Here is a 19592-nt window from a genome sequence, read left to right on the forward strand (position 1 = left end):
CTCGTCGATTGTTAAGTCGACGAGCTTTTTACATATGTTGTGAGGCATAGAAGGCGGCAATGATTCCGTGAGCGACACTCACGTTGATTGAACGAACACTACCGTACTGTGGAATATAAATCATGGCATCAGCTGCTGCGATGAGGTCATCAGCTAAGCCGAGTCGTTCTTCACCGAAAAGAAAGGCTGATTTTGCCGGGAAGGTCACGTTATATAACGACTGTGGTTGGTAACCTGGTGTGTTGTCGACGGCGTAAATGGTATAGCCGTCGGCATGCAACTGGTCAAAAACAGCTTGGTAATCAGTTACCCGCCGATGTTCAATGTGCTCATAATTTTGTGTGCCCAAAGACCCGCGCCGGTCCCATTTTTTGATCCCTTCTGGGGCGTCTGGAATAGCCGGATTTTCAGGGTTTAAAAAAATGAGCTTGCGCATACCAAAGGCATTACTATTACGTACGGCAGAAGCTTTGTTGAAGTCGTGGCTGAGATTTTGCATAATTGAAATCATTTCGCCGCGGCGTTGGTCAAGGTCAGCGCGAATTTCATCGTCGGACTTGCCTTTGTAAAAGTCCGTCACGTTACGATAATCGGCTGACCGGGTTAAATCAATATCAGACATAATGGTATTCCTCTGTCTTCTATTGTAACCGACAAACAAACATCCTCAAACTAAACAAAAGCAAGCGGTTGTTTGTTATTATTGTAAGTATTAGAAAATAAAAGGGGGCGCAAACATGACGCCAATTATTGAGTTGTCACACGTGACTTACTCATATCCTAATAGTGACACCCCAGCGTTGAAAGATTTATCGTTGACGATTAATCAGGGCGAGTGGGTGGCAATTATTGGACATAATGGGTCAGGTAAGTCGACCTTAGCAAAATTACTGAATTACCTATTGGCGCCCACTGCAGGAGATATCACGATTGCGGGGACGCCAGTGACAGAAGAGAATATGTGGGCCATTCGCGATATGGTTGGCATGGTGTTCCAAAACCCTGATAACCAATTTGTTGGCGCAACAGTTGCTGATGATGTGGCGTTTGGACTTGAAAATCGAGGTATTGCCCGTGAAGAAATGATTACACGGGTGCAAGCTGCGTTGACTGAGGTCCAAATGGCGGCGTTTGCTGACCGCGAACCTGCACGTTTATCGGGTGGGCAAAAGCAACGTGTTGCGATTGCATCGGTTCTTGCTATTCAACCTAAAATTTTGATTCTTGATGAAGCGACAGCCATGTTAGATCCTAAGGGCCGTCGTGAAATGATTGCGCTGGTGCACGAACTGAAGACCCGGATGGGGGATGAATTGACTGTCCTATCAATTACACACGATATTGAAGAAGCGGCGAGTGCTGATCGTGTCGTGGTCATTAATGATGGTGATTTGATTGAGACGGGCGCACCAGCACAGGTTTTTGCAAATGCGGATAAGCTGCGCGAGTTTGGCTTAGCCGTCCCATTTGCTGAGCAACTTAAGGAAAAATTGCGGGAACGTGGCATTGACGTCCCTGCGTCATATTTGACGACAGAAGGGATGGTGGATTGGTTATGGCAATCAATTTCAACCAAGTAGGATTTACGTATCAATTAAATACACCATTCGCGACCCAAGGCCTGCATGATGTCAATTTTACGATGCCAGAGGGTAAGTTTACGGCTGTGATTGGTCACACCGGCTCAGGTAAATCAACGATGGTGCAACATTTAGATGGCCTGGTTATCCCAACTGCTGGTGAGATTACAATTGCCGAGCAACGGATTGTGCCAACGACGAAGCCCAAAGAGTTGAATAAGATGCGTGCGCACGTTGGGTTGGTATTTCAATTTCCAGAAGCGCAACTGTTTGAACAAACCGTTTTAAAAGACGTGATGTTTGGGCCAAAGAACTTTGGTAAGACGGCTACTGAAGCTGAAGCGGCCGCAAAGCGCGCGCTTCGGACGGTTGGGATGGCCGAAAAGTACGATGAACGCTCGCCATTTGAATTATCAGGTGGTCAAATGCGGCGAGTCGCCATTGCTGGCGTGCTCGCAATGGAGCCAGATTTGCTGATTCTAGATGAACCAACTGCTGGACTTGATCCAGCGGGGCAAGAAGAGTTAATGACCTTGTTTGCGCGTCTGCAGAAGGAACGTCATTTGACGGTTGTATTAATCACACACCAGATGGAGTATGTGGCCCAATATGCGGATCATGTGGTTGTTTTTGAAGGTGGTACGGTTGTCAAAGAGGGCACACCAGCAAAGATTTTTGATGACGTGGCCTGGTTACAAGAGAAGCAACTTGATGTACCAATCGCCAAGCAATTCGCCGATAAGTTGGCGACAAAAGGTGTCACGTTAGATACGGTGTTGGATATCGATGCACTAGCTGATCAATTGGCAGAGCAGTTAGGAGGGTCAGCACATGTTCACTAATATGATTATTGGCCGTTATATGCCAGGGAATTCTTGGATTCATCGTTTAGATGCTCGGACAAAATTGATTTTGAGTGTCGCCTTCATTTTCGTTGTATTCTTTGCGAATAATGTGGCGGGGTATGTCGTGGCGATTGCGTTCACGCTACTATCAATTTTGTTGACGGGACTTGGTGTGGGCGTCTTTATTCGTGGCGTTCGACCACTGATGTTTTTGATGTTTATCACAACCTTATTGCAATTATTCTTTGTTCAAACTGGTGACGTCCTGTGGCATTGGGCTTTTCTAACCATCACGACTGATGGTGTGACGAATAGTATCGCGGTCTTCGTCCGCTTTATGTTGATTATCATGTTTTCAACCATCTTGACGTTAACAACGCAACCGTTGGCAGTCGCTGATGCGATGGAGAGTTTGTTGCAACCCTTGAAGAAGGTTGGCTTCCCAGTGGCTGAGTTGGCGTTAATGCTATCAATTGCGCTCCGCTTTGTGCCAACGCTCATGGACGAAGCAGAGTCGATTATGAACGCACAGCGTGCCCGTGGGGTTGAATTTAATGAGGGTAATATTATTAGTCGCATTAAGGCATTTGTGCCCCTCCTAATCCCTTTGTTTATCAACGCGATCAAGCGAGCAATTGAATTGGGGGATGCCATGGAGGCACGTGGTTATCGTGGTGGTGATAACCGCACGAAGTACCGTGTCTTAACCTGGCAAAAGCAAGATACCATTGCGGTAATTGGGTTCATTGTGTTTACGGTGTTACTCATCGCGACTAAATGGCTATAAAAAATGAAGTAAGAGGTGTTGAATATGCCGCGCTATAAAGCGACAATTTCATACGATGGTACTGAATTTTACGGGTGGCAAGTGCAACCTGGGAAACGAACAGTGCAATTAGAAATGGAGAAGGTCGTCAATAAGATGGCTAAAGATCCAGCGGACCACATTCGGGTGCAAGGCTCGGGCCGAACTGATGCGCGAGTACACGCGCAAGGGCAGGTTGTCCATTTTGACTTACCGTTTGATATTCCAAATGAAGCGGTTCGAAAAGGGTTATCAACCATGTTGCCTTATGACATTGGCATTAAGTCAGTTGAAAAGGTTGATGAGTCGTTCCACGCACAATTTAGTGCACACAATAAGACGTATCGCTATCGGTTGTCGACGACAGAGTTCATTGATCCCTTTAAACGTAATTATACGGGGCATTGGCATCGTCGCATTGATACGTCATTGATGCAGCAGGCGATTGGTGATTATGTGGGAGAGCACGATTGGTTGAGTTTTGTTGCGTCTGGGTTCCAGCAAAAAACAACGGTGCGTACGGTCTATTCTGCTAAGATGTGGGAGAAACCGGAAGAGGATGAAATTTGGTTTGAATTTACTGGGAATGGTTTTTTGTATAATCAAATTCGCATCATGGTCGGCGTTTTGCTGGAAATTGGTAACGGGTCACGGCCGGTTGATGATATTCAGCGATTGTTTGCCGTAAAAGATCGGCAACAAGCGCGATTTACAGCGCCAGCACAGGGCCTCTATTTAATGTCGGTTGACTATTAAAAAGCACGAAAACAAGCAAATAGTTCAAATCTAGGGCGTATTTCCGTTGACGTTTCGGTAGAAAAAAGGTAAGATAAATCTCGGTATTGTTTACCACACCGCAATGGGAATGTCCTGGTACGACTTTTTTAATTATTGGTAAAGTAAACAAACAGAATATTGGAGGAAATTTCCATGCGTACAACTTATATGGCAAAGCCAGGTGAGATCGATCGCAAGTGGTACGTCATCGATGCAACTGATATTGCATTGGGACGTTTGTCAACTGTCGTAGCATCAATCTTGCGTGGTAAGAACAAGCCTACTTTCACGCCAAACGTCGACACGGGTGATAACGTTATCGTTATCAACGCCGAAAAGGTCGCTTTGACTGGTAAGAAGGCAACGGACAAGATTTACTACCACCACTCAAACCACCCAGGTGGATTGAAGGAGCGCAAGGCCGGTGATTTGCGAGAGAAGAACCCACAACGTTTGATCGAGCTTTCAGTTCACGGTATGTTGCCAAAGGGTACTCTTGGTCGCCAACAAGGTTTGAAGTTGCACGTGTTTGCTGGTTCAGAGCACACACACGCAGCACAAAACCCTGAAGTGTTGGATATCACTAACCTTATTTAATTTAACGAAAGGAGAATAGTTAATTATGGCTCAAGTACAATACTACGGAACTGGCCGTCGTAAGAACTCTGTTGCCCGCGTACGTTTGGTACCTGGTAACGGTAACATCACGATCAACGGTCGTTCAGCTGAACAATACATTCCTTTCGCTAACTTGCGTGAGGTTATGGTACAACCATTCAACGTTACTGAAACTCTAGGAAACTACGATGTTTTGGTTAACGTAAACGGTGGTGGTTTCTCAGGTCAATCTGGTGCCATCCGTCACGGTATCTCACGTGCTTTGTTGCAAGTGGATCCTGACTTCCGTGCAGCTTTGAAGAAGGCTGGATTGTTGACTCGTGACGCTCGTATGAAGGAGCGTAAGAAGCCAGGTTTGAAGAAGGCCCGTAAGGCTTCACAATTCTCAAAGCGTTAATATCAACTTGCTGGAAACAGCGGTATATCAACGAATTCGAGAGTTTGTGGGAAACATCATGGGAAACATGGTGCTTCAACCTACTTAATACGAATCAAAAAATTAAGACGACTCATGACTTTATGTTGTGGGTCGTCTTTTTTAGCGCACTGAATTTAACAAAAGCTTCTTCAATAAAGCCGCATGCTGAAAATTATCTGTATCAAAGATGTGCCCAAACTCAGTTGGTTCTTTATCCATTAACATTTGAAAGACATCCGGTGTCACGGCGGTAGTGGCTGACTAAGGTCATATGATAACTTTTTGTTATAGTTCACCATAAAACAAAGGTATTGGTAATGGTTTGGCCGCACATGTTATTATTGCTGTACGGATGATGTTTACCTTATGTAAGGATTATCTTTTAGACTGTTTATTGTGAAATATGATTAAAAGGAGTCACAAAATGACGATTGAAAATAAAGTTGTTGTTATTGCAGGTGCGTCATCTGGTATCGGTGCTGCAACCGCTAAGCTACTTGCTTCAAAGGGAGCCAAGCTGGTTTTGGGGGCGCGACGCGAGGAGCGTTTGGCGGAAATTGCATCCGAAATTGGTGGCGATAACGTTATTTATCAAGCAACTGATGTGACGGATAAGGATCAAGTTAAGGCTTTGATTGACCTAGCCGTAGAAAAGTTTGGCCGTTTGGATGTTTTGTACAACAATGCTGGTATCATGCCACGTGAAAAGTTGGCAGACGCAAAGTTTGAAAACTGGGAAAAGGAAATCAACATTAACATTATGGGTGTTTTGCATGGTATTGCAGCGGCATTGCCAATTATGCAAGAACAAAATGATGGGTTGATTATCACAACCGACTCTGTTGCTGGCCACGTTGTTTATCCTGAATCAGCTGTCTATAACGGAACGAAGTATGCTGTTCGTGCTATCATGGAAGGCCTTCGTCAAGAGGAGCGCTTGCATGGTATCCGTTCAACGATTGTTTCACCAGGTTCAGTGGGAACTGAGTTGATGAGCACTTTGGATAATCCTGAAATGCAAGCAGCGATGGATGAAATGTTTAAGCATGTCTCACAAGAAGAGATGCGTATGAATGTGTTGGATCCAGAAGATATTGCCAATGCAGTGGCGTATGTCGTAGATCAACCAAAGCACGTGTCAATTACGGATATGATTATTCGTCCGACGGCTCAAGAAGTCTAGTATTGATAATGATTGCAAACACTTAAAAGATGCTCACGCCGCACGATCACATTGTGTAGTGTGAGCATCTTTGTCTTGCAGATTGGTCACCGTCTTGTCAGCGAGGGCAATTAAGTCTTCACTTAGCCAGATAGATACCTGCCGGGGTGAGGGAGCCTGTTTTGTGGTTGCGATTTATTATAGTGACACCTAGTGCAGCTTCGAGTAATTTTAATTGACGAGATAGTGCAACTTGGGTTGTGTTGAGCTTGATAGTGGCAGCAGTCAAAGCCCTTTGTATCAACGTTTTCGGAATTGTGTGGATCGAGTACCATTCAAATTTGCGATTTAACGACATTAAAAGCATCTATTACTTCGGTAGTAGTTTGGAATTTAACGAAAAGTTCCAGAGTCAAAAGATTGTTCTTATTTTCTAGCAGTAATATAATGACTGATGTTATTTAAGTGGAGAGGAATTTATCATGACAACCTTATTGGAGTTTGGCAGTGCTTGGTTAATTTTTACTTTTTCATTGTACCAAGGTTTGTTGGAGTTAAATGAACAATTATCAGTAGTTCGTGAACAAAAAGGACAAAGTGAAAAGAAAGTTTCACCATGGCTTTGGTTGTTACCGCCATTGAAGGTGCGCAACGAGAAAAAACGGACCTTGAAAATCTTAGCTGAAAATAATGTGAGTCGAGATCAACTAAGTAAGGTCATTGGATTTTTGGATAAAGCGACAGGCTGGTTCTATGTAGCACTTGGTGGTTGGTTGCTGGCAATTGCCGAAACATATTCGTTAGTAGAAGAGCATGTCGAAGAACATACTATGTTAATATTTGTGATTGTACTAATTCTGTTAACCGGTATGGGTATTGCTAATGGTTTTTACCGGACGAGCGATAAGAGAAAGAAAAAGGCTTTAATGGAGCTAGAGAATCAGCTTCAACAATTAAATAAGTAAGTTTTTCAATGATGATTTGAGTGTTTTGGTTATCCAAAAAAAGGTGCAAAGATATGTATGCAAGCAAAGCATGGAGCGATTTGTGGAGCAATTGATATGTTTTCAGTGATTTTTGGTGACTTTGTATGACTCAGAAACGTTGATTTAACGGCATTCTAGGGTCATGGAGAGTAATCAAAATCGTCTCAAAGCGTTAATCTTTCGATTTTCACTTTCTGGATTGGGAACGATTCAAAAAACATTAAAAGCACTTATTACTTCGGTAGTAAGTGCTTTTTTGCGTCTATTGCAATCTTTAACAAATATGGGCAATTGTGACTAAATGAAAACTACCCGCCGTTGTATAATTGACAGCATCATATCAAAGCGTTAGTTCTTTATGTTTAGTCCGAAGCAACTAATGACAATTGAGGGGGAAATTATGGGAGTTGGTAAAATACTTGGTGCGACAATCCTGACGATTTTAGTCACAGGAGGGACGTTCACCTACCTATCGCATGGTGTAATTGGCCACGAAGCAGCACCAAAGGTTCGGAAAATTCATAAACCGGTGGTTAAGCAAAATATAAACGCGCCCGTGCAACCACAGTCGGTTTTGGCCAAAGCGATTGACCAGCAAGTCAAAGCGACTGGTCGAAGTGGCACATTATTAGTAGCCAAAGCCGGTAAAATCATTCTCAATCAGGGATATGGTTTGGCAAATAAGCAGACTAACCAGCCAGCGACAACCCAATCTTTGTATGGGATTGCGTCACTTCAGAAGAATCTAACGGCATTGCTCGTGATGCAACAAGTGGCAACGGGGAAGATTAAGTTAACTGATAAGGTGAGCCAATATTTACCACAATTACCGGCAGCCAACACCGTTACTGTACAGCAATTGTTGAATATGACAGCTGGTTATAATCAAATAGGCAAAACGGAAGCCACGCTTGATGAAGCAGGCTATGAAAAGTATGCGTTATCACAGTTGGTGATGGATCAACGTGGGGCTTGGTACTATTCAGCTGGTAATTACGTCGCGTTAGTTGGCATCTTGCGCCAGGTTACTGGTCGTTCTTATGCCGATTTATTAAAGGAAACGTTCAAGGGCCAACATCATATCGATTATACGGACTACAACGACTTCATTGACAGTCCATATAAGACAGCAAACTACGGGGCAGATGGGACAGCTTATTTTGATAATCCGAATATCTTTAACCGAGAAATTGGGACCGGTAGTATTGAGATGACGACGGGTAATCTCTATAAATTACTGCGAGATGAGTTAAGCAACAAGATTATTTCAAAGCTGCAATTTAATGCAATGATGCGACTGGCACCTAATGAAACCTATGCGAGTGGGATGTACGATGATGGCAATGCCTACCGGATGCACGGGATTATTTTAGGCTTTGAACCGTCAGTTAAGATGAGCAAAGATGGTAAAAACATAGTTATTTGGTTAAGCAACGAAGATACAACCAAGGCACACACGAATGTGGATCTTGTTATTCACCTCTACGATAGCCTACTAACAGTTGAGTAAAGTCGCGAAGCATTTCGTCCGCATGAAACAGCGGAATGTTTCAATTTCGGTTCGTGAATAGTCCCAGAAACTTGACAATCGATGCTTACTTAAAATACAATGTAAACAAGAAAGCGCTTACAACGTTTGCTTTAAATTTATGGGGGGCATTGAAATGTCAGATACGAAGATTTCTGCAGGATTAGCAGCATTGAAAGTCATGGAAGGTTGGGGGATTGACACCATGTACGGTATTCCATCAGGTACGCTTAGCGGCTTGATGAATGCAATGGGAAATCCAGAAAACAACATTAAGTTTATTCAAGTGAAGCACGAAGAAATTGGTGCCATGGCTGCCGTTATGCAATACAAGTTCGGTGGTAAAATTGCGGTAACAGTTGGTTCAGGGGGACCAGGTGCGACCCACTTGATTAACGGGTTGTATGATGCCGCAATGGATCACATCCCCGTGTTGGCCATCCTAGGTTCAAAGCCAGTTCGCGAATTGAATATGGATTCATTCCAAGAGCTAAACCAAAATCCAATGTATGAAAATATTGCGGTTTATAACCGACGTGTCGCAACGGCTGAACAATTGCCACACTTGGTGGATGATGCCATTCGTACGGCTATCTCACAACATGGTGTTGCGGTACTTGAAGTCCCTGCTGACTTTGGGTTTGCAGAGCTTGACGCCGCTTCAATTTACTCATCGCCATTGTATTCATCAGGTCCTAAGTTCCAAAACTACCGACCAGTTGAGCCACAAGCATCTGATATCGATGCGGTTGTCGACATTTTGGCTGAATCTGAGCGTCCAGTGATTTATGCTGGATTTGGTACACAAGGCCACGGTGATTTAGTCCAAGAGTTGTCACGGAAGATTAAGGCACCAGTCATTACGACGGGTAAGAATTTTGATAACTTCGACTGGGATTTTGAGGCATTGACGGGTTCAACCTTCCGTGTTGGTTGGAAGCCAGCTAACGAAACGGTATTGGAAGCTGATACAGTATTGTTTATGGGAACAAACTTCCCATTCTCAGAAGTTGAAGGGACGTTCCGTAACGTTAAGAAGTTTGTGCAAGTTGATGCGAACCCAGCAATGCTTGGTAAGCGTCACGAAACGGACGTTGCCATTTTGGCGGATGCAGGTAAGACGCTTGAAGCGTTGTTGGCAAAGGTGGCCCCTGTTGAAGAAAACGCTTGGTGGCGTGCAAACATTAAGAACGTGCAAAACTGGCGCGATTACATGAACAAGTTGGAGCAGAAGACAGAAGGTCCATTGCAGGCTTACCAAGTCTACAATGCGATTAACAAGTTGGCTGATGAAGATGCCATCTTCTCAACTGATGTCGGTGACGTGACCCAATTGTCAACGCGTCACTTGCACATGAATCCTAAGAACATGTGGCGAACATCACCATTGTTCGCGACGATGGGAATCGCTTTGCCTGGTGGAATCGGGGCAAAGAACACGTACCCAGACCGTCAAGTTTGGAACATCATCGGTGATGGTGCCTTTTCAATGACATACCCTGATGTGGTTACGAACGTTCGTTACGACATGCCAGTTATCAATGTCGTCTTTACCAACACAGAATACGGCTTCATTAAGAACAAGTATGAGGATACTAACGAGTACAACTTCGGCGTTGATTTCACTGACGTTGATTACGCCAAGGTTGGTGAGGCGCAAGGTGCCGTTGGTTTGACGGTTAACCGCATTGAAGATATTGATCGCGTTATGCAAGAAGCGGTTGATTACTACAAGCAAGGTCGTGTAGTGGTAGTGGATGCCAAGATTACAAAGGATCGTCCAATTCCAGTTGAAACATTGAAGTTGGATACCAACTTGTACAGTGAAGATGTCGTTGCAGACTACAAGGCCAAGTATGAGGCTGAAGACCTAGTACCATTCCGTGAATACTTGGAAGGTGAAGGCTTGACGTCAAACTACATTAAGGCTGACGAAGGCAATAAGTTTAGCTTCTAAACACACCTAAATTAGATAACCATACACAAAAAAGCAGCTAACGACACTTAGCTGCTTTTTCTTATGGTGTTAATTATTGATCATTGTGCTAGCAGAATTGTTCAGGGCGTAAATCAAAATTGGCGCGAAGGACTCTGGTAAGACCGGCTCAGTTTGATTCATCCAGATTGACACAAGGCCAATGAATTCATGGATAATTACTTTAGATTGCACAGTCGCTGGGACAACCACGCCCATATGTAAGCGATCTTGAAACAGTGGTAGTAGTAAATCACTGTAACGGTCTTCCATAAAGCCGTTCCAAGTGGAATTGATTTTATCAGAATAAAGGATTTGAAAGAAGTCACGTTTGTCATAAATCAGTGGTAATACAGCATAAACCAAGTGATGAATGATAGATGGACTACCAGCCCGCTCTGTGACAACCGCTTTAATTTCATCCTGAATATCTTGATCAACATAGTAATACAAAGATGTTAATAGCTCGTCGGTATTGCGAAAATGGCTTTGATACATGGCCTGGCGTGAGATGCCGACCTCATCAGCAATCGCTTTGATTGTAATATCAGAAAATGATGCGGTACGTTGGGCGACTTTAGCGAATGCTTGAAAAATTTGAATGTCAGAGTCAGTGAATTGCATGATTACCTCCTTGAATTGTTAATGTGGCAATCTGATGAAACAGTATTGTATACATGACGTATATTATATAACGTTGATTTAATGAAGTCTTATTTCATTTTCAATTTATTTTTAGGTGACGTTTACAAGTGACAACGACGAGGCATTGAGTGCGCAAGGCGACCAAGTGTATCATAAGTTTATGGGGTACGGTTTATGATGAGGAGGTGGGACGATGTCAGCAATTGTGACGTTATTCGTGGTGACAGTGGTGGTCTGGATAGCGCTGATGACGACACGTAAAAAGCAAACAAAGTTTTGGACGCTGCTAGATATACTTTTTGGCGTTATGCTAGTACTTTGGCTGGTCGTGTTAGTAAAATTGAATGCCTAATAAAACGCTCGCACTGAAATTAGTTGGTGTGAGCGTTTTGCTTTTGTTTGCTATGATAGCAGTAATAAGGAGGCGGGGAAAATGGATTTAAAAGCAGAGATTATGGCTGACCCACGGAATCAATCATTCACTGAGCGAGGTCTCGAACCAATTTACATGGTCGGGCAAGATGTCCGGATTTTAATCATTGGGCAAGCGCCGGGGTTGAAGGTTGAACAGACGGGCGTATCGTTCAATGATAAGAGTGGCGACCGACTGAGAGAGTGGATGGGCATTGATCGTGACGTATTTTATGATTCGGGCCTAATTGGTGTTTTGCCAATGGATTTTTATTATCCAGGTAAAGCGAAAACGGGTGATTTGCCACCACGTAAATTTGTGGCGCAGGAATGGCATCAACGGATTATGGCGACGATGCCAAAGATTGACCTGATTTTGCTGCTTGGCGGTTATTCACAAAAGTATTATTTAGACGTCAAATCTAGCGAAACCTTAACGTCGATTGTGAAACGCTTTGCAGATTTTGGCCCTAAGTATTTTCCGTTGGCTCACCCATCCCCACTTAACAATATTTGGCTGGCTAAGAATCCATGGTTTGAAGCCACGGTTGTGCCGGCACTTCAAAAACGAGTGGCGACGATTTTGGCCAAATAAGTTTGTGAAAACATTGTTTATTGGTAAGTATTCCTGTACACTCCTAAAAGTAGGACTAATTTAATGTCAGCTATGAACGTGCTGACCTAGAATGTGTAGGTAAGAGAATCTTATGAATATAAAGCGGACGGCAATGATTGGTGGTTTGCTATTTAGTAGTGTGTTAGGTGGCATGACGATTATGTCTACGCCAACATACGCGACTGACAATATTGCTATGGCAACTGATGCTGCATCTGACTGGGTACCAGATGCAGCGCTGCGTCAAGCACTACAAAGTGCGTTGGGTGCCGGTGTACCACTGACTAAAAGCAATGTTGCCCAAATTCAGCAATTGAATTTGACTTATGACGGCATCACGGACTTAACTGGTTTGGAATACGCCACTAATCTCGGCATCATTGACTTAACGGGGAATGCGATTTCAGACATTAGTGCGTTAGCCAAGCTGCCTAAGTTGCAGGATGTTAGCTTGCGGATGAATAAAGCGACCGTCTTACCTGATTTAACGCCTTTAACGAGTACACCGATTAAAAGTTTGAACTTAGTTGCAGACGATTATGGGTTGGTTCCTGAAAAGTTAGCGGCGCTTAATCAGATGACGACGCTAACATCACTTGAAATGCAGAATACGAAAGTAACCAGTGTGCCCGAACTAGGCAATTTGCATCAACTGCGTGAATTAGGTTTGGCAGGTAACAAACTAACAGATGTTAGTGCATTGGCACCTTTGACACAATTAACGTCATTAAAGGTTGGTTCGAATCAAATTACTGATTTTACACCAATTGCCAAACTAACGAATTTGACCACGCTTTCAATTGGTAATAATCGTAGCAGCGATATCAGCATGTTAAGCACTCTGACGAAGTTGCAACAGGGAACGTTCTCGCAGATGGGCTTAACGGATGCGATGATGCCAACATTTGCGGCAATGCCAGGTTTGACGGATTTATCAATTGATTTTAATGATCAAATCACAAGTTTGACCGCGTTGCAGCAGTTAACGAAATTGACGAGTTTGAACTTTAGCAAAGATCAAGTCGCCGATTTAACGCCACTGCAGCATCTGACGTCGTTGACGAGTTTGAATTTCTCAAATGCGCAAGTGACCACGCTACAACCAATCGCGGGCTTAACGAATTTGACTTATGTGAACTTGCTGCGTAATCATGTACGGGATTTGACGCCTTTAGCTAAGATGACAGGGTTAACCTATGTGAATGCAAAGCAACAGTCAATCACGTTGCCAGCGGCTGCGGTTAGTGCAGGGCAGACGGAGGTCACCGTACCAGTCACTGCTAAAGCGATTGACGGCACGTCGGTCGCAATTACCCCACAAGCAGATACTAACGTAACAGTAACGGATGACCAGGTCACATTTACCGGGGTCACAGCTGGTACGACTGGTTATTTGGCGTGGGATAACGCAGCGGCAACGGGGAACAGTCAGCGCTTCTCTGGAACGATTACGCAATCGTTTGAGCAGGCAGTTGAGACAACCACACCAGAATCACAACGGATTGCAGTGAAACTAGCCGTACTAAAAGGTGACGGCAGTCAATTAACATCGGTTGCTAGTAATTATGTCCAACCAGATGCGACGTTTGAAGCTGATGGTAACGGTGGTGGCTACTTGTATGTCAATGTCAGTGTGCCAAGTGCTTATGGGGATGATAGTGTGACTTTTAAGGATGGTGAGCGACTATCAACGAAGACGGTTGGTGTGGCAACCTTAATGACGACAAAGTTTCATCTAACGCCAGCGCAAGTTGCGAATCCGTACTTTATGGAAAATATGCACGTGAATATTGCTAGTATTGGCTATAATCATCGTTATGATGTCGCCTTTAAGGTAACCGGCATTCCGGACAGCCAACCAACGGTGACATTACCCGGTTCGGTAGCAGCTAGCTCACAGGCGCCCCAGTCTAGCCAAGCCAGTTCACAGTCATCAAGTATGAGCCAAGCGACGTCACATACAAAATCAAGTCAGGTGCTAACGAGTAAGCAGTCTCATTCGTCGCAGCAGTTTAGCAGCCAGGCTTCTCACGTACATCAAAGCTCATCGATGACGACCCAGACGCGGACTAAGCACTCTGCGGCAACACAGGAAGTGGCTTCGTCAGCAGAACGCGCAACGTTAGCCGGCAAGCGGGGCGTCACATTGGTGGCTGCTAGTCAGGCAACGTCAGCTAGTGGGGTGATTGATACGACACCAGCAATCACGCAAACCTTGCCATCGGTAGTCGCATCACAAACCGTAGCACCAAATAGCGTCGCAACTAGTGTGCCAAGTCTGGCGGGGAGCCAAGCGGTTAGTGCTGTGGCGGCGCCGTCAAGGATGCAACCAACACAAATTGAGGCAACGGTACCGACGAGTGCAGCGGTGCAACCAATCCAGCGTGGTCAAACCGTGCCGGTAGCGTCACAAGCTCAAGCTGCTGACCGTGTGACAACACGGCAGCCGACGCAAGCAACGACTCATACCAGGGCCGTGAGCCAACCGGCAACCGCTGCTAAAACGTGGTCAACGCTTGATACGGTTGCCAGCGTTATCGGCGGTCTGGCCGGATTAGGAATTGCATGGGGCTTCTTAGTTTGGTTTAAAATTTTATAGACACTAGTGTGCGAAAAAGGCCGCCAATCATCTGATTACATCAGGAGATTGGCGACCTTTTTAACTATTCAAATTCTTCGTACTCGTTAGGATCCTGCCCGTCAATACGGCCATCGGCACGATTTAGCTGGTTAATCGTGTCAATTTCTTCAGCAGTCAGCTTGAAATCAAAGATCGTCGCATTATCGCGTTGGTGAACCGGGTTGGTTGAACGCAAAATTGGGACAATACCGCGGTCGATATGCCAACGGGTGATAATTTGACTTGGCGTCTTGCCGTACTTGTCAGCAATTGTTTGAACGACTGGTTCGCGCATGGCGCCACCACCACGACCAAGCGGACTCCAAGCTTCAACCGTGATGCCACGATCAATATTTGCTTGGACGTTATCCGTTTGCACCCAGTAAGGATGAATTTCAATTTGGTTCACGGCTGGCTTGACGCCGGTTGCATCAATAATACGGTCCAAGTGTTCGGGTTCGAAGTTTGAAACACCGATTGAACGAATCAAACCTAGCTTCTGAGCTGTAACCAACGCTTGCCAAGCTTCAACGTATTTATCGCGCTTTGGGAGTGGCCAGTGAATAATGAACAGGTCAAAGTAATCCAACCCCATGCGAGCTAGTGATTCTTGAATGGCCATCAAAGCATCATCGTAGCCGTGATATTTACCGGGCAACTTTGAGGTGATGAATAATTCACTGCGTGGTACGCCAGATTGGCGAATGGCTTCACCAACAATACCTTCGTTGTCGTAGTTTGTTGCAGAATCGATTAAACGGTAACCGCTTTTAATAGCTGCCAGAATTTGTTGACGACCAGCGCCACCACGTATCTGGTATGTTCCTAATCCCATAACAGGGAGTGGATGTCCGTCATTTAAAGTTAGTGTTGGAATGTTAACCATTTGATGTAACCTCACTTTCATTTGATAACCATACTGTCTCACTAAAAAGCAATTTATGCAAACGCTATCATTATCAAGAGCAATTCTTTGCGCGACTAGGAAACAATTCGGTATATTGGCGGTAAGAACACGCGTAGTTAAGAGGAGGACACAGTAATGGCACAACGACACTGGTGGCAAGACGAAGTCGTATATCAAATTTATCCCCGTTCCTTTCAAGATAGTAATCATGATGGCATTGGCGATATTCAGGGCGTGATTAACCAACTAGATTATATCCAATCGTTAGGAATTACGACAATTTGGCTATCGCCGGTCTATAAGTCACCCATGGTTGATATGGGTTATGACATTTCAGATTATCAAGATATCGACCCGCAGTTTGGGTCGCTGACAGATTTTAAGGCGCTACTAACGGCAGCAAGTGAACGACAAATTAAAATCGTAATGGATTTAGTGGTCAATCATACATCGGATCAACATACTTGGTTCAAACAAGCATTAGCAGATCCAGCGAGTCCATATCGTGAGTTTTATATTTTTAAGACCACAACAGACGGCACGGTACCGAATAATTGGCGCAGCATTTTTGGCGGCTCAACATGGACACCAGTACCGAATGAGCCCGGGACTTATTATTTTCATACCTTTGCGTCGGAACAACCGGATTTGAATTGGGAAAATCCAGCACTACGCCGGGCAATCTATGACATGGTTAACTGGTGGCTAGACCTAGGTGTCGCCGGCTTTCGCATTGATGCGATTACGCATTTAAAAAAGGATTTGGATTGGGCGAGTTTACCGGCTGATGGTAGCGATGGGTTGGTCTCGGTAACAAAGAAGGGGCAAAACCGGCCGGGAATTGAACGCTTTCTAAGTGAGCTGAAAGCGGAAACGTTCGCTAAGTATGATGCCGTAACGATTGGTGAAGCATATGGCGTACCGCAACAAGACTTACATCAGTACATTGGACCGGATGGTTATTTTTCAATGATTTTCGATTTTTCGTACATGAATATTGAAGTTGAAAATGTTGATGAATGGTACCGCGGTCGTTCGGCATGGACCACCAGTGATTTACGTGACTTGCTCTTTGAATCGCAACAGCAAGTACAAGCGATTGAAGGTTATTTGGGAAACGTGTTGGAAAACCATGATCAGCCACGCGTCTTATCAAAACTAGTGCCAAATGTTGCTTATCAAACGGCGGTTGCAGCTAAAAGTTTAGCGACAATGTACTATTTCCTACCAGGTGTGCCATTTATTTACCAGGGGCAAGAATTGGGAATGAAAAATTTTGAACGCCGGCATATTTCAGAATTCAATGATGTCTCATCGTTGAATAACTATGAAATGGCACTGCGTGATGGTTTTTCAGAGGCCGAAGCACTGCAATGGTTAAATGCAAAGTCACGAGATAATGCCCGCACGCCGATGCAATGGACTGGTGAAGCGTTTGGTGGTTTTTCAGAGGTTGAACCATGGTTGCCAATGGGGGAGCATCGGGCTGATATTAATGTTGCAACCGAGGAGCAAGACCCAGCGTCGGTCTTAAACTATTACCGTGGTCTGGCCAAAGTGCGTCGTCAGTCACAATGGCATGATGTGATTATTGATGGCACCTTCCATCCATTAACACGCTTGCCGGCCGATGTTATCGCGTACCAACGGCGCTTAGGTGACCGGCTGATTACCGTGTTGGTTAATTTGAGTGTGCAATCATCACGCTTTAGTCTGATTCAAATTGGTGAGGTGCTGACGCAATCGGGTGAAGTCACGATGACAGGGCATCGTATTACGATGGCCCCATATACGGCTGTGGTAATGGGGATTTCTTAGTCCATTTGTTGGTATACTAAAGAACAGATAGGAACGAATGGGGGATTTCATCACGATGATTGCGTTGACTGATAATTTTGCGGTAACGCCAGATGATTTGTTGCGACAACATCTGCTAATTCTAGGAGCGACTGGTAGTGGCAAGTCGACGAGCGCGGTGACAATTTTGCATGACTTGATGATGCAGAACCAAACGACGATTATTATCGATCCAACTGGCGAGTACACGAAGTTGCCACACGCCGTCGTTGCGAAATTAGGCTACAACGCTTTTATTGATTATGAACAACTAACGGGTGCCGAAATCGCGCAAATATTTGGCGTCACGGAGGCGGTGGCGACAGAGAAAGTGGTTGATGCGTGGCAAAGTTTGAAAATTCAAAAGAACGTTGTCCGTCAGTCAGGGGTTTATCAAAAGGTTAACCGTCCTTGGGCAACGTTTGAGGCGGATGCCCAGCGATTGTATGACTATCCGCAACCGGCCGATATGCATTTGCTGCCAGAACAGTTGCAGCAAGAATTTGCTGTGCCAACAGATGATTTTGATTTGATTGGTCAGACAATTGATCAAGCTGGTTTTCGGACGCTGTTGCCACTCATTCGTCGCATTAAAAGTCAAACAAGTCAACCAGCTTTCCAGCAGTTATTCAATTTGCCAAGTCGTAAGAAAATTGCGACGGTGGGGATGAGAACTGATGTAATGTATTTGATGCGGTTGTTTAGCAGTCAACGGAGCGAACAAAAAATTCTGGTCATTGATTTGTCAGAATTAGCGGATAATTTAGGTTTAGGTAAGGTTGTTGTGTCACTATTGATGACGGCGTTGCTACGTATCAAGCAAACAGGCACACAATAGTTGCCCGTAACGGTGTTGATTGATGAAGCACACCGTTATTTGTTGCAACAACCTGGTGTAGTGGACGGCATTTTGCGGGTTGCACGTGAAGGACGTAAAGCGGGCTTGTATTTGATGTTAACGACACAAAGTCCGCTTGATTTGCCGGCTGGGTTGTTGGGACAATTTGGTAATTACCTGATTCACCGTTTAAATACGGCAACAGAATTGGCACAATTACCGGCGCTTGCGCCATTGGGGCAACGCATTGCACTGCAGCAAGTTGGTGAAGCCATCTTGGCGGGTAATCAATTTGTGCCACCACGTGAGCTACAGATACGACAGGTTGCAGCAATGCAACATCAGACTGCATCGCCCAAATTTTTTTAGAGGATGTGGTCATTTTGAATAAACGATTAACAATGCCAATTAGTGGCTTAGCGATACTGCTGTTTGCTTTTTTTGCGTGGGGCGTCATGCAACATGCAACATGGATTTCAGACATTGATCGCACTGGTATTGCTTGGATTCGAGGTGATTTTACACCTGGCAAAACCGCCTTCTTGACCGGCATTACGCTGTTGGCTCAGCCGGCGACGGGGGTTACCCTGACGGCACTGTTTGTTGTGTGGGCAGTTATCACCAAACGCCTTCGTATGGGGGCGTTTGTAGGATTCAGTGTGGTTGCGGGGGCTGGTTTAATGTGGATTATTAAAAATATTGTCCAACGGCCACGGCCGACCGCAAACCGGTTGATTACCGAACATGGGTATTCATTTCCATCAGGCCATTCCATTAATGCTATGGCGTTTTATGGGGCTTTGTTGGTATTGATTTGGCTATATGCACGTAAACAATGGGTAAAGGGGGTTGCAACAATCGTTTTGGTTGCAGTCATCATCTTAATTCCAATTAGTCGCGTTTACTTGGGTGTGCACTATCCAAGCGATGTGCTAGCTGGCTTACTGCTTGGACTAGCAACGATGTTAACAGCAGCGACGATTATTCTGCCTAAGAAAGCTTAATTAAAAACGGTCACACCCAAC

Annotated in this window: 21 protein-coding genes; 17 read left to right on the forward strand and 4 right to left on the reverse strand. The window is 44.7% G+C overall.

Features of this window, described 5'->3' with window-relative positions:
• Window positions 1-28: 28 nt before the first annotated feature.
• The gene (locus ESE_RS0104925) at window positions 29-622 is read right to left on the reverse strand and encodes a TrmH family RNA methyltransferase (protein WP_010372182.1); all 594 of its coding nucleotides are present in this window, start codon (window positions 620-622) and stop codon (window positions 29-31) included.
• A 115-nt stretch (window positions 623-737) separates the two neighbouring features.
• Between ESE_RS0104925 and ESE_RS0104930 the strand changes: the two genes are divergently transcribed.
• The 7 genes from ESE_RS0104930 to ESE_RS0104965 all read left to right on the forward strand — a co-directional run bounded on the left by ESE_RS0104930 (window position 738) and on the right by ESE_RS0104965 (window position 6226).
• Window positions 738-1580: an energy-coupling factor ABC transporter ATP-binding protein gene (locus tag ESE_RS0104930; protein ID WP_010372184.1), complete on the forward strand. Its 843-nt coding sequence runs from the start codon at window positions 738-740 to the stop codon at window positions 1578-1580.
• The gene (locus ESE_RS0104935; protein ID WP_010372186.1) at window positions 1556-2422 is read left to right on the forward strand and encodes an energy-coupling factor transporter ATPase; all 867 of its coding nucleotides are present in this window, start codon (window positions 1556-1558) and stop codon (window positions 2420-2422) included. Before ESE_RS0104930 ends, ESE_RS0104935 begins: the two co-directional genes overlap by 25 nt.
• Entirely contained in the window at window positions 2412-3212 is an 801-nt protein-coding gene (locus ESE_RS0104940) for an energy-coupling factor transporter transmembrane component T family protein (protein WP_010372188.1), read from the forward strand. Before ESE_RS0104935 ends, ESE_RS0104940 begins: the two co-directional genes overlap by 11 nt.
• 24 nt (window positions 3213-3236) lie before the next feature.
• On the forward strand, window positions 3237-3986 hold the full coding sequence (truA, locus tag ESE_RS0104945; RefSeq protein WP_010372190.1) for a tRNA pseudouridine(38-40) synthase TruA: 750 nt from the start codon (window positions 3237-3239) through the stop codon (window positions 3984-3986).
• Window positions 3987-4160: 174 nt separating this feature from the next.
• Complete coding sequence (rplM, locus tag ESE_RS0104950) at window positions 4161-4604, forward strand: 50S ribosomal protein L13 (RefSeq protein WP_010372192.1); 444 nt, start codon at window positions 4161-4163, stop codon at window positions 4602-4604.
• Between the two features lie 25 nt (window positions 4605-4629).
• Window positions 4630-5022 carry a 30S ribosomal protein S9 gene (gene rpsI / locus ESE_RS0104955; RefSeq protein WP_010372194.1) on the forward strand — a complete coding sequence of 131 codons (393 nt, stop codon included), beginning with the start codon at window positions 4630-4632 and terminating at the stop codon, window positions 5020-5022.
• Between the two features lie 445 nt (window positions 5023-5467).
• Entirely contained in the window at window positions 5468-6226 is a 759-nt protein-coding gene (locus tag ESE_RS0104965) for an SDR family oxidoreductase (RefSeq protein WP_010372199.1), read from the forward strand.
• Window positions 6227-6344: 118 nt separating this feature from the next.
• On the opposite strand, the gene ESE_RS12035 is transcribed toward ESE_RS0104965, so the two are convergent.
• Window positions 6345-6572: a LysR family transcriptional regulator gene (locus tag ESE_RS12035; protein ID WP_075274781.1), complete on the reverse strand. Its 228-nt coding sequence runs from the start codon at window positions 6570-6572 to the stop codon at window positions 6345-6347.
• A 115-nt stretch (window positions 6573-6687) separates the two neighbouring features.
• Here ESE_RS12035 and ESE_RS0104970 point away from each other — a divergent pair, with 115 nt between their 5' ends.
• The 3 genes from ESE_RS0104970 (at window position 6688) to spxB (ending at window position 10676) form a co-directional block, all read left to right on the forward strand.
• A complete protein-coding gene (locus ESE_RS0104970) occupies window positions 6688-7170 on the forward strand; it encodes a hypothetical protein (RefSeq protein ID WP_010372201.1) in 483 nt (160 codons plus the stop codon).
• Window positions 7171-7591: 421 nt separating this feature from the next.
• A complete protein-coding gene (locus tag ESE_RS0104975; protein WP_010372203.1) occupies window positions 7592-8701 on the forward strand; it encodes a serine hydrolase domain-containing protein in 1110 nt (369 codons plus the stop codon).
• Between the two features lie 154 nt (window positions 8702-8855).
• A complete protein-coding gene (spxB, locus tag ESE_RS0104980; protein ID WP_010372205.1) occupies window positions 8856-10676 on the forward strand; it encodes a pyruvate oxidase in 1821 nt (606 codons plus the stop codon).
• Window positions 10677-10745: 69 nt separating this feature from the next.
• Here spxB and ESE_RS0104985 read toward each other — a convergent pair whose 3' ends face one another.
• Window positions 10746-11318 (reverse strand): TetR/AcrR family transcriptional regulator, encoded by a 573-nt coding sequence (locus ESE_RS0104985; protein WP_010372208.1) that lies wholly within the window; start codon window positions 11316-11318, stop codon window positions 10746-10748.
• Between the two features lie 214 nt (window positions 11319-11532).
• Between ESE_RS0104985 and ESE_RS12270 the strand changes: the two genes are divergently transcribed.
• The 3 genes from ESE_RS12270 (at window position 11533) to ESE_RS0105000 (ending at window position 14965) form a co-directional block, all read left to right on the forward strand.
• Complete coding sequence (locus tag ESE_RS12270; RefSeq protein WP_010372211.1) at window positions 11533-11691, forward strand: hypothetical protein; 159 nt, start codon at window positions 11533-11535, stop codon at window positions 11689-11691.
• An 81-nt stretch (window positions 11692-11772) separates the two neighbouring features.
• Window positions 11773-12345 carry a uracil-DNA glycosylase family protein gene (locus tag ESE_RS0104995; protein WP_010372213.1) on the forward strand — a complete coding sequence of 191 codons (573 nt, stop codon included), beginning with the start codon at window positions 11773-11775 and terminating at the stop codon, window positions 12343-12345.
• A gap of 112 nt (window positions 12346-12457) precedes the next feature.
• Entirely contained in the window at window positions 12458-14965 is a 2508-nt protein-coding gene (locus tag ESE_RS0105000; protein ID WP_010372215.1) for a leucine-rich repeat domain-containing protein, read from the forward strand.
• Window positions 14966-15029: 64 nt separating this feature from the next.
• Here ESE_RS0105000 and ESE_RS0105005 read toward each other — a convergent pair whose 3' ends face one another.
• Window positions 15030-15872 carry an aldo/keto reductase gene (locus ESE_RS0105005; RefSeq protein WP_010372218.1) on the reverse strand — a complete coding sequence of 281 codons (843 nt, stop codon included), beginning with the start codon at window positions 15870-15872 and terminating at the stop codon, window positions 15030-15032.
• A gap of 156 nt (window positions 15873-16028) precedes the next feature.
• Between ESE_RS0105005 and ESE_RS0105010 the strand changes: the two genes are divergently transcribed.
• Genes ESE_RS0105010 through ESE_RS0105020 form a run of 4 tightly spaced genes read left to right on the forward strand, consistent with a single transcriptional unit; the run spans window position 16029 to window position 19571 of the window.
• A complete protein-coding gene (locus ESE_RS0105010; RefSeq protein WP_010372219.1) occupies window positions 16029-17711 on the forward strand; it encodes an alpha-glucosidase in 1683 nt (560 codons plus the stop codon).
• 37 nt (window positions 17712-17748) lie between these two features.
• On the forward strand, window positions 17749-18567 hold the full coding sequence (locus ESE_RS11475) for a helicase HerA domain-containing protein (RefSeq protein WP_223823003.1): 819 nt from the start codon (window positions 17749-17751) through the stop codon (window positions 18565-18567).
• Entirely contained in the window at window positions 18568-18936 is a 369-nt protein-coding gene (locus ESE_RS12475; RefSeq protein WP_235048774.1) for an ATP-binding protein, read from the forward strand. It abuts the gene before it with no gap.
• Between the two features lie 5 nt (window positions 18937-18941).
• Window positions 18942-19571: a phosphatase PAP2 family protein gene (locus ESE_RS0105020; RefSeq protein WP_010372224.1), complete on the forward strand. Its 630-nt coding sequence runs from the start codon at window positions 18942-18944 to the stop codon at window positions 19569-19571.
• Window positions 19572-19592 lie beyond the last annotated feature (21 nt).

Source organism: Weissella cibaria KACC 11862, from assembly GCF_000193635.1.
Classification (GTDB): Bacteria; Bacillota; Bacilli; order Lactobacillales; family Lactobacillaceae; genus Weissella; species Weissella cibaria.